The 16271-nt window shown below is 61.8% G+C and carries 13 protein-coding genes and 1 pseudogene; 5 read left to right on the top strand and 9 right to left on the bottom strand.

All coding sequences use genetic code 11. The annotated features are described in order from the left end of the window. The first annotated feature begins 54 nt into the window (after positions 1 to 54). Positions 55 to 474: an acyl-CoA thioesterase gene (locus POF45_RS17500; RefSeq protein ID WP_259498278.1), complete on the top strand. Its 420-nt coding sequence runs from the start codon at positions 55 to 57 to the stop codon at positions 472 to 474. Positions 475 to 556: 82 nt separating this feature from the next. Here the strand turns inward: POF45_RS17500 and POF45_RS17505 are convergent, their stop codons facing one another. The 4 genes from POF45_RS17505 to POF45_RS17520 form a co-directional block, all read right to left on the bottom strand. Further along, positions 557 to 1039 (bottom strand): glycine zipper domain-containing protein, encoded by a 483-nt coding sequence (locus tag POF45_RS17505; RefSeq protein ID WP_259498280.1) that lies wholly within the window; start codon positions 1037 to 1039, stop codon positions 557 to 559. 358 nt (positions 1040 to 1397) lie between these two features. Further along, a complete protein-coding gene (locus tag POF45_RS17510; RefSeq protein ID WP_282316249.1) occupies positions 1398 to 3746 on the bottom strand; it encodes an FdhF/YdeP family oxidoreductase in 2349 nt (782 codons plus the stop codon). Continuing rightward, the gene (fdhD, locus tag POF45_RS17515; protein ID WP_259498284.1) at positions 3743 to 4582 is read right to left on the bottom strand and encodes a formate dehydrogenase accessory sulfurtransferase FdhD; all 840 of its coding nucleotides are present in this window, start codon (positions 4580 to 4582) and stop codon (positions 3743 to 3745) included. The genes POF45_RS17510 and fdhD overlap by 4 nt, the downstream gene beginning before the upstream one ends. Positions 4583 to 4677: 95 nt before the next feature. Next, on the bottom strand, positions 4678 to 5565 hold the full coding sequence (locus POF45_RS17520) for a LysR family transcriptional regulator (protein ID WP_282316251.1): 888 nt from the start codon (positions 5563 to 5565) through the stop codon (positions 4678 to 4680). Between the two features lie 137 nt (positions 5566 to 5702). Here POF45_RS17520 and lysM point away from each other — a divergent pair, with 137 nt between their 5' ends. Beyond that, the gene (gene lysM / locus POF45_RS17525; RefSeq protein WP_259498288.1) at positions 5703 to 6152 is read left to right on the top strand and encodes a peptidoglycan-binding protein LysM; all 450 of its coding nucleotides are present in this window, start codon (positions 5703 to 5705) and stop codon (positions 6150 to 6152) included. 120 nt (positions 6153 to 6272) lie between these two features. Here the strand turns inward: lysM and yrfG are convergent, their stop codons facing one another. Further along, positions 6273 to 6935 (bottom strand): GMP/IMP nucleotidase, encoded by a 663-nt coding sequence (yrfG, locus tag POF45_RS17530; protein ID WP_259498290.1) that lies wholly within the window; start codon positions 6933 to 6935, stop codon positions 6273 to 6275. An 89-nt stretch (positions 6936 to 7024) separates the two neighbouring features. Between yrfG and nudE the strand changes: the two genes are divergently transcribed. Together nudE and cysQ are read left to right on the top strand one after the other, a co-directional pair. Beyond that, entirely contained in the window at positions 7025 to 7591 is a 567-nt protein-coding gene (gene nudE / locus POF45_RS17535) for an ADP compounds hydrolase NudE (protein ID WP_259498292.1), read from the top strand. Continuing rightward, entirely contained in the window at positions 7588 to 8415 is an 828-nt protein-coding gene (cysQ, locus tag POF45_RS17540; RefSeq protein WP_282316253.1) for a 3'(2'),5'-bisphosphate nucleotidase CysQ, read from the top strand. The genes nudE and cysQ overlap by 4 nt, the downstream gene beginning before the upstream one ends. A 157-nt stretch (positions 8416 to 8572) precedes the next feature. On the opposite strand, the pseudogene POF45_RS17545 reads toward cysQ, so the two are convergent. From POF45_RS17545 to rfbC, 4 genes and pseudogenes are all read right to left on the bottom strand, one after another. Beyond that, positions 8573 to 9027: pseudogene (locus POF45_RS17545) on the bottom strand (thioesterase domain-containing protein). A gap of 21 nt (positions 9028 to 9048) precedes the next feature. Further along, positions 9049 to 10443 (bottom strand): sigma-54-dependent transcriptional regulator, encoded by a 1395-nt coding sequence (locus POF45_RS17550; RefSeq protein ID WP_282316254.1) that lies wholly within the window; start codon positions 10441 to 10443, stop codon positions 9049 to 9051. Beyond that, the gene (locus POF45_RS17555) at positions 10440 to 12248 is read right to left on the bottom strand and encodes a sensor histidine kinase (protein WP_259498299.1); all 1809 of its coding nucleotides are present in this window, start codon (positions 12246 to 12248) and stop codon (positions 10440 to 10442) included. Before POF45_RS17555 ends, POF45_RS17550 begins: the two co-directional genes overlap by 4 nt. Before the next feature lie 199 nt (positions 12249 to 12447). After that, positions 12448 to 12993, bottom strand: a complete 546-nt coding sequence (gene rfbC / locus POF45_RS17560; protein WP_259498301.1) for a dTDP-4-dehydrorhamnose 3,5-epimerase — start codon at positions 12991 to 12993, stop codon at positions 12448 to 12450. A 310-nt stretch (positions 12994 to 13303) separates the two neighbouring features. Here rfbC and POF45_RS17565 point away from each other — a divergent pair, with 310 nt between their 5' ends. Beyond that, a complete protein-coding gene (locus POF45_RS17565; RefSeq protein ID WP_282316255.1) occupies positions 13304 to 16216 on the top strand; it encodes an aminotransferase in 2913 nt (970 codons plus the stop codon). The last annotated feature ends 55 nt before the right edge of the window (positions 16217 to 16271 follow it).

Genomic DNA, 16271 nt, shown 5'->3' on the forward strand with positions numbered 1-16271 from the left:
AACGATGACGCGATTTCGCCTTAGACTACCCACCCACCCCAGGAGCCGACACCGATGCACCAGCGCACCGACTACCCCCACTTCCAGCCCATCACGACTCGCTGGCACGACAACGATGCCTACGGCCACATCAATAACGTTACCTACTACAGCTTCTTCGACACGGCCGTTAACACCTACCTGATCGAAGTCGGCGGGCTGGATATCCATGACGGCGAGGTCGTGGGTTTCGTGGTGAGTTCGGCCTGCGATTACTTCGCTTCAATCGCTTTCCCGGACCGGATTGAGATCGGCCTGCGGGTGGGCAAATTGGGCAACAGCTCGGTGCAATATGAACTGGCCGTGTTCAAGCAAGGTGAAGACGAGGCCTGTGCGGCGGGGCGGTTTGTGCATGTATTTGTGGACCGGCTGTCGAATCAGCCCGTGGCGATTCCAGTCGGTTTACGCGAGGCATTGGAGCAGTTGACGATTTGACGGACAAAAAAAATCGCAACCTGTGACAGCTCAATCCCTGTAGGAGCTGGCGCAGGCTGCGATCTTTTGATCTTCGCGGCGATCAATGATGCCGGCTATACCGATGATGCTTGCGATGCCCGTAAGCATGGCCACGACCACGATGGTCATCTCGGTAGTAACGGCGATCATCCCGGCCCCGATAGGAGCGGCGATCATTGTCGTTACTGGCGTTGCCCATGTAGTTACCCAACGCACCACCCGCACCACCGCCGGCAGCGGAGCCGATCAGGCTGCCGGTAGTACCGCCCATGCTGCGCCCGACTACGTTGCCGCCCGCTGCGCCCAACGCACCGCCGATGGCCGCTTCACCACGGCTGCGGCGGTCTGCGCCGACCGCGCTACCACCCGCGCCACCCAGGGCCGCGCCAATGGTTGAACCTGTGTTGCCGCCTAACGATTGACCGACGACCGAGCCCAGAACCCCGCCCAATGCGCCGCCCACACCTGCTTCAGCAGTGCCGCCGGCAGAAGCGATGCCACTGACCAGGCCAAGGGACAGCAAGAGAATCGAGGAGAACTTCATAGAGGAACCTCAAGGGGATGACGGCGCGATCCTGAGGCTGTGTCGAACTGGTTACAATCGAAATCCGACGAGTAACACGACTTGTACACAATTGCGTAAGTTACTGTTTTAACGGCGGAACTTAAGCGACTTTCGTCGGTCTTTAGCTACTTCGGATAGGCCGTTTTTAGGGAAAAGCGGCCTTTTTTGTGGGCGATTGGAAAGTGGTTGGTTGAAGTGATTGATGTATTGCGTCGTCCGACGTCATCGCGAGCAAGCCCGCTCCCACAGTGTTTATCGGTGAACACATAGCCTGTGTCCCCTGACGATCCAATGTGGGAGCGAGCTTGCTCGCGATGAGGCCAGAACAGGCGACTGATTACGCCGACTTCGCCAAAATCAACCGGCTCTCACTCGCCGCTTCCAGTCGGATCGCCACAAACTTCGACGTCGGCGTATGGCTGCCGTCCCCGGTGCTTTCCAGCGGCACCAGCGGATTCACTTCCGGATAGTAGGCCGCCGCCTGCCCCGCCGGAATATCAAACGCCAGCAGCGTGAAGCCCTTGACCCGACGCTCGCGGCCATCGTCCCAGATCGACACGATGTCGGCTTTCTGCCCCGGTTTGAAACCCAGGCGAATGATGTCGGCCTCGTTCACGAACAACACGTCCCGTTGGCCCTTCACGCCGCGATAACGGTCGTCGAGGCCATAAATGGTGGTGTTGTACTGATCGTGGGAACGCATTGATTGCATGATCAGGTCCGGCAGCACACCGGTAGCACGGGTGCGCTCGTGCACCAGGTCTTTGGGCAGGATGTTTGCGCGGAAATTGGCGCGGCCCGACGGGGTGTTCCACTTGCGTGCGCCGGCGCTGTTGCCGAGGTAGAAACCGCCCGGATTCTTGACCTTCTCGTTGAAATCGCGAAAGCCCGGGATGGTGTCGGCGATCAGGTCGCGGATGCGCCCGTAATCGGCTACCAGCCAGTTCCAGTCCACCGGCTTGCTGCCCAGCGTCGCAGCGGCGATGCCGGCAATGATTGCAGGCTCCGAGCGCATCTGGTTCGACAGCGGCTGCAACTGGCCATTGGAGGCGTGGACCATGCTGAACGAGTCTTCGACAGTCACCGCTTGCGGGCCTTCGGTCTGGATGTCGATGTCGGTCCGGCCCAGGCACGGCAGGATCAGCGCGTCTTTACCGTGGGCCAGATGGCTGCGGTTGAGCTTGGTGCTGATCTGCACGGTCAGGTCGCAATTGCTCAGGGCCTGAAAGGTGCGCGGGCTGTCGGGCGTGGCTTGAGCGAAGTTGCCACCCAGGCCAATGAAAACCTTGGCGCGACCATCGGCCATGGCATGAATGGCTTCGACCACGTTGTGGCCGTTGTCACGGGGCACCTTGAACTGGAAGCGACGCTCCAGGGAATCGAGGAACGCCACTGGCGGGCGCTCGTTGATGCCCATGGTCCGGTCGCCTTGCACGTTACTGTGGCCGCGCACCGGGCACAGGCCGGCACCTGGCCGGCCGATGTTGCCGCGCAGCAGCATCAGGTTGGCAATTTCCTGGATGGTTGGCACCGAATGGCGATGCTGGGTGATGCCCATCGCCCAGCACATGATCACGTTCTTGCCCTTGGCGTACATGCGCGCCGCTTGCTCGATTTCCACCAGCGTCAGGCCGGACTGCTCGACGATCTGTTCCCACGGCGTGTCGTCGATGGTGCCCAGGTATTCCAGTACGTTGGCGCTGTGTTCATTGAGGAAGTCGTGGTCGAACACCGCTGGCGCGCCGGTTTTCTGTGCATCGCGCTCCCATTGCAGCAGGAATTTCGCCATGCCGCGCAGCAGCGCCATGTCGCCGCCCAAGGCTGGGCGGAAGTACGCAGTGTTGGTCGGTTTATCGCCGTTGGTGAGCATTTCCAGCGGATGTTGCGGGTGCTGGAAGCGTTCCAGGCCACGCTCTTTCAACGGGTTGACGCACACCACTTGCGCGCCGCGTTTCACCGCTTCGCGCAGCGGTTCAAGCATCCGTGGGTGGTTGGTGCCGGGGTTCTGGCCCCAGACGAAAATCGCATCGGCGTGTTCGAAGTCGTCGAAGGTCACGGTGCCTTTGCCAACGCCAACACTTTGCGCCAACGCCACACCGCTGGCCTCGTGGCACATGTTCGAACAGTCGGGGAAGTTGTTGGTGCCGTAGGCACGCACGAACAATTGATACAGGTACGCCGCTTCGTTGCTGGCGCGGCCCGAGGTATAGAACTCGGCCTGATCCGGGCTCGACAGCCCTTGCAGGTGCTTGCCGATCAGGGCGAATGCCGCCTCCCAACTGATCGGCTTGTAGCGATCGGTTTCGGCGTCATAGCTCATTGGCTCGGTCAGACGGCCTTGATACTCCAGCCAGTAATCGCTCTGTTCCAGCAAGGAGGTGACGCTGTGTTTGGCGAAGAAAGCGCCATCGACACGGCGTTTGGTCGCTTCCCAGTTCACCGCCTTGGCGCCATTCTCGCAGAACTTCACGATGCCGCTTTCCGGCGAATCACCCCAGGCGCAACCCGGGCAGTCGAAGCCGCCGTTCTGGTTGGTCTTGAGCATCATGCGCAAGTTTTTCAGCGCGTTGTCGCTGGTCAACCAGGCCTGGGCAACGCTGATCAGCGCGCCCCAGCCACCGGCAGCACCCTTGTAGGGCTTGTAACGCGGGGTTGGTTTCTGGTCGGCTTGATGATGTTGGCTCACGCTTGGTTCTCCATCGCAGGGCTGTAGACCCGCGGCGCATTCTTCTGCGGCAGGTGGATGAGATTGAGGTTGTGGCGGCGGGCCCATTGCACGGCAAGACCGGTGGGCGACGACAGGCTGACGAGGGTTTGAATCCCGGCGCGCAGCACTTTCTGGATCAGTTCGAGGCTGCAACGGCTGGTGACAATTGCCAGGCCGCCGGCAGTCGAGATGTTCTGGCGGATCAGGCCGCCGATCAGTTTGTCGAGGGCGTTATGCCGGCCAATGTCTTCGCGGCCCAGCAGCAGTTCGCCCTGGCCGTTCATGAACACCGCCGCGTGCACGGCGCCGCAATGCTGGCCCAGCGGCTGAAACGCGCCGATACGCTGGCGCAGGCCGTCGAGCCATTCGGCAGGCGGCAAAGGCGCGCCAGGGAGCACCTTGAGGTCGGGCAGCGCCTGTTCGACCGCTTCCACGCCGCACAGCCCGCAACCGCTGGTGCCGGCCAGTTGCCGACGTTGCTGCTTGAGGTTCCAGAAGGCGCGGTTGGCGATGGTCACTTGCGCGTATTGCGCCGAACCCGAGCCGCTGAGTTGCAGGTCATAGATGTCAGCAGCGTCTTCGATGATGCCGCTGCCCAGGCTGAAGCCGACGATAAAGTCTTCCAGATCCGTCGGCGTCACCAGCATCACGGCTTGGCTGATGCCGTTATAGGCAATCGCCAATGCCACTTCTTCAGCCAGCGCGGTGCTGTCCGTTTCGGTGTATTGCAGATTGCTGAAACTGTAGGTCTGGCTGGCGGCGGGCGCGGGCGTTTCGAGGGCGGGCGCCGCGCAGGCTGGGCGCTTGGCGTTCATGGGGGCATCACCGACGGTTTGGTCAGTTCTAAGCCTAGGCGCGGCAGGTTGTCTCGTCTAATCGCTAATACTGATCTACCGATAGATGCCGTCGATCAAGGTCCTGTCAGCGATTTCTGATAAATCGCGAAGCAGGCTTCCGCCAAGGCCGAACGCGGGGCGCTGCGGCGCATGATCAGTCCCAGCCGGCCAAGGGTCTGGGCATTTTCGATGGGTTGCAGGCGCAGGTGGTCGGTGAGATTTTCCAGGCCTCCGTCCAGCGGCATCACCGCGCAGCAGAAGCCGCCGTGCACGGCTTGTAACAATTGATGGACAGCATCGGTTTGCAGCAGCGGCTGCGGGATCAGGCCTCGGCTGTGGAAGTTATGATCGATGGATTGGCGAAAATGCATGCCGCTGGTGAGCATGCCCAACGGCAGTTCGATCAATGACTCCCAGCTCAGCGGCGCCTCGCCGAAACTGAAAAAACGCTGATCGTAGAGCAGGCCCATGCGGGTTTCGCTGAAGGCCAGCGAGTCGAAACGTTCGCCGTCGAGGCGCTCCAGGTAAGACACGCCAAGGTCGAGTCGATTGTTCGCCAGCTGTTCGAGGATCTGCTCGGAGCTCAGCGCCGAGAGTTCGAAGCGCAGATTCGGGTGTTCGACGTGCAGGCGTTGCATCAGCGGCAGCGGATCGAAGCTCGACAGCGGCACCACGCCCAGGCGCAACGTACCCACCAGATTGCCGCGACAGGCAGCGGCCTCGGCCTGCAAGCCGTCGTAAGCGGCCAATACCGTGCGAGCCCAGGCCAGCACCCGTTCGCCGGGCGCGGTAAAGCCTTCAAAACGCTGGCCACGATTGACCAGCGGCAACTCCAGCTCTTCTTCCAGGCTGCGCAAACGCATCGACAGGGTCGGCTGGGTGATGTGGCAGCGGGCAGCGGCCTGGCCGAAGTGCCGGGTTTCGTCGAGGGCGATGAGGAATTTGAGCTGCTTGATGTCCATCTTCGCTCCAGGGCGCGGGCAGGGTTTGCGATTCTAGCGCTTGCGAGGGGGCGGGGTCATTGGTCGGCTGGGAACCGCAGTGGGAGAGGCTGGTCTAGTCTTTTGCGTCTGGACCCTTATCCCATGGAGAGAAAACGATGAGCCTTTTCAGCTTTTTGAAAGATGCCGGTGAAAAAATTCTTGGTGCGCTGACGCCGGACAAGGCCCAAGCCAACAGTGAGGCGTTGACCAGGCATGTGAAGGATGCACTGACGGGAATCGACACGTCGAAAATCCAGGTGAAAGTCGAAGGCGATAAAGTGATCGCCAGCGGCGAAGCCAAATCCCAGGAAGAGAAAGAAAAAATTCTCCTGTCGCTGGGCAACGTGGCCGGTGTCAGTGGTGTTGAAGACCAGATTACCGTGACCGGGCCGGTCGTCGTGGCGGCGAAGTTCGTGGTGGTGGAGAAGGGCGACACGCTTAGCGCGATTTCCCTGCGCGTGTATGGCGATGCCAACAAGTATCAAAAAATCTTCGAGGCCAACAAGCCGATGCTCAAGGATGTGAACAAGATCTATCCGGGGCAGTCGTTGCGCATTCCTGAGTAATCCTCAAGATCGCTTTCGCGAGCAGGCTCGCTCCCACATTGGATCTTGGGTGAACATGTCATTTGTGTACAACCTGATCTGTGTGGGAGCGAGCCTGCTCGCGAAGCAGGCGACCCGGTCTCAAAGCCCTGCAACAAGCTCGCGGTAATCCCCCACCGCCGCAAATTCAGCCGTGTCTTTCGGCCCTTTGCGGCTGTCCGGCTCACTCACTGCCAGCAGATGCGCCACCCCAAAGTCCCGAGCGCTGCGCAAAATCGGCAGCGTATCGTCGATAAACAGGCTACGTGCCGGGTCGAAACCGATGTCTGCCTGCAAGGCGTCCCAGAACTGCGGGTTTTCCTTGGCGAAACCGTAATCGTGGGAGCTGATCAAACGCTCGAAGTACGGCGCCAGTTCAATCCGCTCCAGTTTCAATGACAGTGAATCGCGGTGCGCATTGGTGATCATGATCACCCGTTTTCCGGCCTGTTTGATCGCTGCCAGAAAGGTGTCCGCATCCGGGCGCAGGGCGATCAGATGGGCGGTTTCCAGTTTCAGCTCGCGCACCGGCAATTTCAGCTCGGCGCTCCAGAAGTCCAGGCAATACCACTGCAACTGACCGGCGTTGCGTTCGAACAGCGGCTGCAACTCCAGCTCGGCCATGGCCCGGCTCACGCCGTGCAGTTCGGCATAGCGCTGGGGCAGGTGCTCCATCCAGAAATGGTTGTCGTAGTGCAGGTCCAGCAGGGTGCCGTCCATGTCCAGCAGTACGGTGTCGATGTCGGACCAGGGTAATGAGGGCATGGCAAACGTCTCGAACGGTAGAAAGATATCCGACATAAACAATCGGGAAAGCCGCGTTATAGTAGCGCGTTCACGCCAAGGAGCTTTGCATGCGCCAGAAACCCACCGTACTTGCCCGCGAGATTGTCGCCACCAGCCGCCTGTTCTGCGTCGAAGAGCTGAAATTGCGCTTTTCCAATGGCGTGGAGCGTACCTACGAGCGCCTGGTCGGCAAGGGCGCCGGGTATGGCGCGGTGATGATCGTGGCGATGCTCGATGCCGAGCATGCGGTGCTGGTGGAAGAATATTGCGGCGGCACCGATGAATACGAATTGTCCCTGCCCAAAGGCTTGATCGAGCCGGGCGAGGATGTGCTGGCGGCCGCCGAACGCGAACTCAAGGAAGAGGCTGGCTATGGCGCGCGGCAGTTGGAGCATCTGACCGAACTGTCGTTGTCCCCCGGCTACATGAGCCAGAAGATCCAGGTGGTATTGGCCACTGATCTTTACGAAGAAAGCCTGGAGGGCGACGAGCCGGAGCCGATGGGCGTGGACAAGGTCAACCTGCACGAATTGTCAGGCCTTGCGCAAAACCCGCAATTCACCGAGGGCCGTGCCTTGGCGGCGCTGTACCTGGCCCGTGACTTGTTGACCCAGCGCGGGGTGTTCCTGCCATGACTTTTTCTCATCCGTTGATGGCGCCCGTGGTTGAGCTGGCATTGAAGGCCGGCGAAGCGATCCTGCCGTTCTGGCGTGCCGATGTGGCGGTGACGGCCAAATCCGATGATTCGCCGGTCACAGCCGCCGATATCGCCGCGCACCATGTCATCGTCGACGGGCTCAAGGCGCTGGACCCGAGCATTGCGGTGCTGTCCGAAGAGGACGCCGATATCCCCCAGAGCGTACGCGCCGGGTGGCAGCGCTGGTGGCTGGTGGACCCGCTGGACGGGACCAAGGAATTCATTTGCGGCAGTGAAGAATTTACCGTCAACATCGCGTTGATCGAGCAGGGCCGTGTGGTGTTTGGCGTGGTGTCGATGCCGACCAGCGGGCGTTTTTATGTCGGTGGCGCCGGGTTGGGTGCATGGCGCGGCGACACAGGTGCCGAGCCGTTGCCGATCCAGGTTCGTGACGTGGTGCCCGCTGGTGAGGCGTTCACCGTGGTTGCCAGTCGTCGGCATTCGAGCCCGGAGCAGGAGCGATTGCTGGCGGGGTTGAGTGAACGACTGGGTGAGCTGCAGTTGGCCAATGTCGGCAGTTCGTTGAAATTCTGTTTACTGGCCGAAGGGGTGGCGGATTGTTATCCGCGTCTGGCGCCGACTTCGCAGTGGGACACGGCGGCGGCGCAAGGGGTGCTGGAAGGGGCGGGCGGTGAGGTGCTGGATTTGAGCGGTGCGCCGTTCTGTTATCCGGCGCGGGAATCGCTGTTGAACGAGTTCTTCCTGGCGCTGCCGGCGAAGGCGGCGTGGCGGCAGAGGCTGCTGGAACTCGCCCGTTCCTGAGTAGGCGAGCTGGCTTGCCCCAATGTCAGTCAGTTAAGCGAATCCTTGTGGGAGAGAGCCTGCTCGCGAAGGCGGTTTATCAGCCAATATTGATTCGACGGACACTGCCTCTTCGCGAGCAGGCTCGCTCCCACAGGTTTCGCATTTGCCTGATATTTTATCGGTGCAACACATACTGCCCGGTAAACGTCACCGCATCGTCCTCACTCCCCACATTCACAATCCGTGAATGCAGCGTCAGCCGCGCCCGGCCATAGCGCTCGTACATCGCCAGAAACTTCTTCCACACCGCCCCGCTCGGCGCCTGCAAATTGCCGTGGCGTCGGTGGTGACTGGCAGCGGGTAGCTGATCTGCCCTTCCTGAATAACGATGTGCCCGTCTTCAATCCCTTCTTCACGCAGGCGCAAATGCAGCCAGCCCCAGCCCGCCAGCACGGCGCCGCAATACAGGCTGCCGCCGAACATGGTGCTTTTGTGATTGACGTTAACGTCCAGCGGCAAGTGCAGGCGCAGTTGCTGGTCGTGCCAGTCGAGGACCTTGAGGCCCATGTCCCGCGTCAACGGGATGTCGTGGTGCAGGATTGATTCCAGGTAACGACTGTCGCGATTCATGCATGGCCTCTGCGGTTGGATTCAATCAAGGTCGTCGGCGGGGCTGCTGGCGCCGCCGTCGGCGAAGTTCAGCCCGTGTTTGCGCAGTTTGTCGTGCAAGGTCTTGCGCGGGATGCCGAGGGCTTCGGCGAGGCTGCGCACCGAGCTGTGTGAGCGCGCCAGCTCGGCGGCGATCAAGGTTTTCTCGAAGTTTTCCACCTGCTCGCTGAGCCCGCCGCTGACCACTTCACGGCTCATGCCGTTGCTGCCGTCCGGTGCGCTGTTGTCCAGGGCCAGTTCCAGGCCGAGGGCGAAGCGTTCGGCGGCATTTTGCAACTCCCGCACGTTGCCCGGCCAGCTGTGCCGCAGCAGCAGCGCCCGTTGTCCCGGTTGCAGTTCGTGGGGTGGCAAACCGTGGCGGGCGCTGGCTTCGTCGGCGAAATGCTGGAACAGCATCAACGCATCTTCACCGCGCTCACGCAGCGGCGGAATACGCAGCGGCGCGACGTTCAGGCGGTAATACAAATCGGCGCGGAAACGGCCCTGATCGGCGGACTGGCGCAGGTCTTCCTTGGTGGCGGCGATGATGCGGATGTCCAGCGGGATCAACTGATTGCCGCCCAGGCGCTCGACCACCCGTTCTTGCAACAAGCGCAGCAGCTTCACCTGAACATCCAGGCTCATGCTTTCGATTTCGTCGAGAAACAGCGTGCCGCCGTTGGCGAACTCGAACTTGCCGATGCGACGTTTTTGCGCGCCGGTGAAGGCGCCGGGTTCATGGCCGAACAACTCGCTTTCCACCACCGACTCGGCCAGCGCCCCGGCGTTGATCGCCACGAACGGGCCGTTACGGCGACTCGACAAATCGTGCAGCGCCCGGGCGACCACTTCTTTGCCAGCGCCGGTTTCACCGAGGATCAGCACATCCGCCTTGGTCGCCGCCAGCGCGCCGATCTGCTCGCGTAAACGCAACATGGGCGCTGATTGCCCGACCAGCCGGGTACTCAGTTCATTGCGATCGCTCAAGGCCAGACGCAGGCTGCGGTTGTCCAGTACCAGCCGGCGCAGGGCCAGGGCGCGGCGCACGCTGTCGAGCAGGGCGTCACTGGCGAAAGGTTTTTCCAGAAAGTCATAAGCACCGGCACGCATGGCTTGCACCGCCAAAGGCACATCGCCGTGGCCGGTGATCAGCAACACTGGCAGCTCCGGGTCCTGGGCGTGCAGCTCGCTCAACAGCTCCAGGCCATCCATGCCCGGCATGCGGATGTCGCTGACCACCACACCCGGCCAGTCGCGCTCCAGTTGCGCGGCCAGGCCCCTGGCTTCGGCCAGCGGCAGGATTTTCAGGCCGGCGAGGTCCAGCGTCTGGCTCAGGGCCTGACGCAAGTGGGGATCGTCGTCGATCAACACGACCTGGATGCGGTTATCAATGGTCATGCACTTCGGTCCTCGGACGGTTGCAGGCTCACACCCGGTGCGCCGGCGCGCAGCTTCAAAGTAATCAGGGCGCCACCTTCCTTGTGGTTGGCGAACGACAGTTCACCGCCGAAGGCGCGCATCAGGGTGTCGCAGATCGCCAATCCCAGGCCAAGACCCTGGGTGCGGGTCTTGGTGGTGTAGAAGGGCTCGCCAGCGCGGCCCAGGGCCTCCATGCAAAACCCCGGACCGTTGTCGCGAATGCACAGATTGACGCCCTCGGGGGTGGATTGGGCACTTAACCAGAGTTTGCGCGGCGGGCCTTTTTCAGTCAGCGCGTCGAGGGCATTGGCCAGCACGTTGCCGAGCACCTGGCGTAGACGGGTTTCCCCGGCTTCGACCCACAAGGTGGCGGCCGGCAAGTCACGGATCAGCTCGACTTCCATGCTGCGTCGACGTTTGGCCAGCAACGCCAGGGCGTCATCCAGCGCCGGTTGCAGGGCGACGCTTTCCGGCGCATGACGGTCGCGGCGGGCGAAGGCGCGCAAGTGGGCGATGATCGAGGCCATGCGTCCAGTCAGTTCGCTGATCAGCTTGAGGTTGCCGCGAGCATCGTCGGTGCGTTGATGGTCGAGCAGCACCTCGGCGTTTTCCGCGTAGCTGCGGATCGCCGCCAGTGGTTGGTTGAGTTCGTGGCTGATGCTCGCCGACATGGTGCCCAGCGCCGAGAGTTTGCCGGCCTGCACCAGATCGTCTTGCGCCCGGACCAGTTCCTGTTGCGCCTGTTCGCGCTCCAGCACTTCCTGTTTCAGGCGCCGGTTGAGGCCCTCAAGGTCGCTGGTACGTTCGGCTACCCGGCCTTCCAGCTCGCGGCGCGCCTTGGCTTCGAAGGCGATGCGCTCCAGATAATGGCGGCGGCGCTGCATCATCAGGCCCAGCAACAGCATCAAGACCAGCAACGTCGCACCGCCGATGGCGACCACCGTGCGCACTGGGCGATCGATCAGGGTGCGCGGGGCGAGGATGCTGACGCTCCAGCCGGTTTCTTCAATCTTTTGTGTCTGGGTCAGCCAGGCCTTGGGGTTGAGCTTCAACGGCTTGGGATCAAGTGTCGGGTATGGCTGAACCGCGGTGATGGCCTTGTTTTCTGCTTCGCCCAGGGCACGGGTGGCGCGGAAACGCCATTCGGGACGTGAGGTGAGAATGACCACGCCATTGTGGTCGGTCATCAGCAGTTGCTCGGGGGTTTTGCCCCACAGGCTTTCGGTGTGATCGAGATCGACCTTGACCACCAGCACGCCGATGACTTTTTCGCCATTGCGCACGGCGGCGGCAAAAAAGTACCCGCGTTTGGCTGACGTCGTGCCCAGCCCGAAAAAGCGCCCGAGCCGCCCGGCCATCGCCTCACTGAAATACGGTCGGAAGGAAAAATTGCGCCCGACGAAGCTGTCCTGTTTGTCCCAATTGGACGCCGCCAGGGTCTTGCCCGTGGTGTCCATCAGGTACATGACCTCGGCGCCGGTCTGGGCGCTGATGTTCTTCAGCAACCGGTTGGCATTGCCCTGGGTGACGCTGTCATCGGGTGCACCCAGCACCGCGCGCAGGGCCGGCAGGTCGCCAAGGATTTGCGGCAGCACTTCGTAGCGGTGCAGGGTGCCCAGCAGGTTGGCAACGTACAGATCGAGGGTCTGGCGGTTCTGACCGGCCAGCTCATTGCGATAGTAGCGCTCGGCCAGATGCTCCAGCGGCCACAGCAACGGCGCCAGGCACAGCGCGAGCAGCGCCAGACTGCGCCAGCGGGGTCTGCGAGGGAGGGAGGGAGTCATGGGGTGTCCGGTCTCGCCAATACGGTTCATTTTTGGCGGCATCTGTTGCCGCCATGCTGCGTTGCCGCTCCTCGCCATAGCCAGCTATGACTCGTCGCGGCGCCTTGTCTGGCGACAACAGCCGCTCGCCAAAAAAAGAACTGTATTGACGAGACCGGACACACGAGCGCCTGTGGGGACAGGCGCATTATGCCCAGGCTCAGGCGAAGACGTCAGCGTCCTTGAAGAACGCGGCGACGGCGTCCTTGGCGGACAGTTGCGGTGCTTCGTCCAGTTGCCAGTCGATGGCCAGGTCCGGGTCGTCCCAGCGAATGCTGCGCTCGGCCGACGGGGTGTAGTAATCGGTGGTCTTGTAGAGGAATTCGGCGAACTCGCTCAGTACCACGAAACCGTGAGCGAAGCCTTCCGGGATCCACAGCTGGCGATGGTTATCGGCGGACAGGCGAGTCGCCACCCATTTACCGAAATGTGGCGAGCTGCGGCGGATATCCACGGCTACGTCCAGCACTTCACCGGCCGTTACGCGCACAAGCTTGCCCTGGGTGTTTTGCAGTTGGTAGTGCAAGCCTCGTAGCACGCCTTTTTGCGAGCGCGAATGATTGTCCTGAACGAACTGGAGTGCCAGCCCGGTAGCGTCTTCGAAAGCCCTGGCGTTGAAACTTTCGTAGAAAAAGCCGCGCTCATCACCAAATACCTTGGTCTCGATGATTAAAACACCGGGTAGGTCGGTGGTGACTACGTTCATGGGGTTTCTCCAGCAATGGGTGTTGATGGGGCACATTCTTGCGCAAAGTGACGATTGGTGCGAGTGATGCGGCGTTTCGCCGAGCAAACCCTTCAGGCTTCCGTCACCCAGAACCCTGTGGGAGCGAGCCTGCCCGCCAAGACAATGTCACATCAGCATAGTGGCTGTCTGAGCGATCGCTATCGCGAGCAGGTTCGCTCTCACAATGGATTTGTGTTGGTCACCGACAATCCGTCCGCCCCCACGGGGGTTGTGTATTGCCCCCAGCAATGGCGATATAAGCGCCTAATAAAATTTCAGGGGTCGTTACATGCCGCTCGCCACGTTGATTCATCGCGCCAGTTTGCCCGCTCCGCAGATGGGCGCGCAGCAAGCACTTGAGCTGCTGGAGCGGCATTACGGCTTGAGCGGGACGTTGCAGGCGCTGGGCAGTCAGCAGGATCTGAACTACCGCGTCGATAGCGAGCGTGGGCGTTTTGTGCTGAAAATCTGCCGGGGTGACTATTCGGCGCTGGAGCTTGAGGCCCAGCACGCCGGGCTCAAGCATCTGGCCGGGCAGCCCGGTGTGCAGGTGCCGCGAGTGATCGCGGCCAACAATGGCACAGGGCTGCTGTCGCTGGAGGTCGCTGGCCAGGCGGTGCATGTGCGGCTGCTGGACTACATTGAAGGCCAGTCGCTCACCCACCTCGATCATCTGCCCGGAGCAGTGGTGGCCGGTTTCGGTCGGCTTTGCGGTGAAATGGACCTGGCCCTCGCCGGATTCGACCACCCGGGTCTTGAGCGCACCCTGCAATGGGACGCCCGCCACGCCAGTGCGCTGATCGGCCATTTGCTGCCGGTTATCCAGGACGACGCGCAGCGGGCGCTGATTGCCGAGGCCGCAGAGCACGCCGAGCGGCGTTTGCGCCCGCTGGTGGCGAAGTTGCCGGTGCAGCCGATTCACATGGACATTACCGATGACAACGTGGTCTGGCAGCGCGATGAGCAGCGTCACTGGCAGTTGCAGGGCGTCATCGATTTCGGTGATCTGATTCGCACCTGGCGCATCACTGATCTGTCGGTGACCTGCGCGGCGCTGCTGCACCATGCCGATGGCGATCCGTTTTACATCCTGCCGGCGGTGCAGGCCTATCACGCGGTCAATCCGTTGCAGCACGAAGAACTGCAGGCGTTGTGGCCGCTGATCGTCGCTCGGGCGGCGGTGTTGGTGCTCAGTGGCGAACAGCAGGTCAGCGTCGACCCGGAAAATACCTACAGTCGCGACAATCTGAGCCACGAATGGGAGATTTTCCGCGTGGCGACCTCGGTTCCGCTGGCGCTGATGGAAGCGGCAATTCTGAACGCTGTCGGCCAGAGCCTGCCCGCCATCGGCAGCGATGGCTTTGCTCCACTGCTGCCAAGCCTGGTGGGCCGCGAGTTTGCCTTGATTGACCTGGGCGTGCTCAGCCCGCACTTCGAGGCAGGTAACTGGGAGCAGCCAGGTATCGACCAGCGTCTGCTGACCGAAGCGGCTGACGTGCACGGTCTGGCCGCCAGCCGTTATGGGCAATACCGATTGTCCCGCACCCGGCCGGACAGCGCCGAAGAACCCGACACATGCCCATTACACGTTGAGCTGCGGGTGCCCTATGGCACAGCGGTCGAATCGCCGTTTGCCGGGGTCGTCCATCAACCGGCGGCGGGCGTGGTACAGCTGGACGGTCCCCAACTGAGCGTGCGTTTGTGGGGTGTAACCCCGTCCCTGCACAGTGGCGCGGCGCTGGTCAAAGGCCAGGTGCTGGGCTCGGTCAATGGTCCGCTGATCGTGCAGTTGTGCCGGGGCGCTTCGTTGAATGCGCCGCTGTTTTGCACGCCGTTGCGCGCAGCGGCGTGGCAGGCGCTATGCCCCTCACCCTCAGCGCTGTTGGGACTGGCTTGTAACGCTGAAGAAGAGCTCGATCCGCACACGCTGCTGGCACGTCGTGACGCCAGTTTCGCCCGTTCCCAGAAGCACTATTACGTCGATCCGCCGCGCATCGAACGCGGCTGGCGCAACCATCTGATCGACATGCAGGGACGTTCCTACCTCGACATGCTCAACAACGTTGCGGTGCTCGGTCACGGCCATCCGCGCATGGCCGCCGTCGCCGCGCGTCAGTGGTCGCTGCTCAACACCAACTCGCGTTTCCACTATGCGGCGATAGCCGAGTTTTCCGAGCGGCTGCTGAAACTGGCACCGGACTCGATGGACCGTGTGTTTCTGGTCAACAGCGGCACGGAGGCCAATGACCTGGCGATCCGTCTGGCCTGGGCCTACAGCGGCGGGCGCGACATGCTCAGCGTGCTGGAGGCGTATCACGGCTGGTCAGTGGCGGCGGATGCGGTATCGACGTCGATTGCCGACAATCCGCAAGCCCTGAGCAGCCGTCCGGACTGGGTGCATCCGGTGACGGCGCCGAACAGTTATCGCGGTGAATTTCGCGGTCAGGACAGCACGCCGGACTATGTGCGCAGCGTCGAACACAACCTGGAAAAAATCGCTGCGCAAGGACGTCAGCTCGCCGGCTTCATCTGCGAGCCGGTGTACGGCAATGCGGGCGGGATTTCGCTGCCGCCGGGGTACTTGAAGCAGGTGTATGCGCTGGTTCACGCTCAGGGCGGCGTGTGCATTGCCGATGAAGTGCAGGTCGGCTACGGCCGCATGGGCAAGTTTTTCTGGGGTTTTGAAGAGCAAGGCGTGGTGCCCGACATCATCACCATGGCCAAGGGCATGGGCAACGGGCAGCCACTGGGCGCGGTGATCACCCGACGGGAAATCGCCGAAGCGCTGGAGGCCGAGGGCTATTTCTTTTCCTCGGCGGGTGGCAGCCCGGTCAGTTGCCAGATCGGCATGGCAGTGCTGGACGTGATGGAGGAAGAAAAACTCTGGGAAAACGCCCAGATCGTTGGCGGGTATTTCAAGGAGCGTCTTGAAGCGCTGGTCGATATTCATCCGCTGGTGGGCGCGGTGCATGGCTCTGGTTTCTATCTGGGCGTCGAGCTGATCCGCAATCGCGAAACTCTGGAACCGGCGACTGAAGAAACCACGGCGCTGTGTGATCGTCTGCGTGAACTGGGGATCTTCATGCAGCCGACCGGTGACTATCTGAACATCCTCAAGATCAAACCGCCGATGGTCACCTCGCGCCAAAGCGTGGATTTCTTTGTGGGGATGCTGTCGAAGGTGTTGGGCGAAAATCTATAAAACGGCACGAGCTAATGTGTGCGGGCTTGCTCGCGAAGGCGGTGTGTCAGTCAGC

The organism is Pseudomonas fungipugnans (genome assembly GCF_029955235.1).
GTDB lineage: Bacteria > Pseudomonadota > Gammaproteobacteria > Pseudomonadales > Pseudomonadaceae > Aquipseudomonas > Aquipseudomonas fungipugnans.

What these genes read in the sequence shown, in the direction of transcription:
- POF45_RS17500 (WP_259498278.1), top strand. Translation starts at nt 55, where the DNA reads ATGCACCAGCGCACCGACTACCCCCACTTCCAGCCCATCACGACTCGC.
- POF45_RS17505 (WP_259498280.1), bottom strand. Translation starts at nt 1,039, where the DNA reads ATGAAGTTCTCCTCGATTCTCTTGCTGTCCCTTGGCCTGGTCAGTGGC.
- fdhD (WP_259498284.1), bottom strand. Translation starts at nt 4,582, where the DNA reads ATGAACGCCAAGCGCCCAGCCTGCGCGGCGCCCGCCCTCGAAACGCCC.
- POF45_RS17520 (WP_282316251.1), bottom strand. Translation starts at nt 5,565, where the DNA reads ATGGACATCAAGCAGCTCAAATTCCTCATCGCCCTCGACGAAACCCGG.
- lysM (WP_259498288.1), top strand. Translation starts at nt 5,703, where the DNA reads ATGAGCCTTTTCAGCTTTTTGAAAGATGCCGGTGAAAAAATTCTTGGT.
- yrfG (WP_259498290.1), bottom strand. Translation starts at nt 6,935, where the DNA reads ATGCCCTCATTACCCTGGTCCGACATCGACACCGTACTGCTGGACATG.
- nudE (WP_259498292.1), top strand. Translation starts at nt 7,025, where the DNA reads ATGCGCCAGAAACCCACCGTACTTGCCCGCGAGATTGTCGCCACCAGC.
- cysQ (WP_282316253.1), top strand. Translation starts at nt 7,588, where the DNA reads ATGACTTTTTCTCATCCGTTGATGGCGCCCGTGGTTGAGCTGGCATTG.
- POF45_RS17550 (WP_282316254.1), bottom strand. Translation starts at nt 10,443, where the DNA reads ATGACCATTGATAACCGCATCCAGGTCGTGTTGATCGACGACGATCCC.
- POF45_RS17555 (WP_259498299.1), bottom strand. Translation starts at nt 12,248, where the DNA reads ATGACTCCCTCCCTCCCTCGCAGACCCCGCTGGCGCAGTCTGGCGCTG.
- rfbC (WP_259498301.1), bottom strand. Translation starts at nt 12,993, where the DNA reads ATGAACGTAGTCACCACCGACCTACCCGGTGTTTTAATCATCGAGACC.
- POF45_RS17565 (WP_282316255.1), top strand. Translation starts at nt 13,304, where the DNA reads ATGCCGCTCGCCACGTTGATTCATCGCGCCAGTTTGCCCGCTCCGCAG.